The following is a 273-nucleotide window of genomic DNA, read 5'->3' as shown; positions in this document are numbered from 1 at the left end:
AACCCAAACACGTGGAAGACGGTATCTGCACGCTCGAAGTGCCGACCAATTTCTTCGGCAACTACGTGAGCCAGAATTTCTCTGACCTGATCCTGCATGAAATCAGTGCGATCATGCCCTCGGTGCAACGGCTCAAGTTTGCGCTCGCTCCGCGCACGCCAGTCATGGCGAATGCCGCGGCCGCGGCCCCCGTCGCGCCCCGGTCACAGGCTGCAACCCCGCAGGCGACGGCAACAGCCGCCGCGAAGGGTGCTGCCAATTCGGCCCTCAACA

Annotated in this window: 1 pseudogene; it reads left to right on the top strand. The window is 62.6% G+C overall.

Features of this window, described 5'->3' with window-relative positions:
* Positions 1 to 273: pseudogene (locus tag A3728_RS23520) on the top strand (chromosomal replication initiator protein DnaA); the annotation flags it as partial.

This window comes from Sulfitobacter sp. HI0040 (assembly GCF_001634885.1).
GTDB lineage: Bacteria > Pseudomonadota > Alphaproteobacteria > Rhodobacterales > Rhodobacteraceae > Sulfitobacter.
Note: the sequence above shows the minus strand (reverse complement) of the source record. Positions and strands in the feature narration are given on the sequence as shown.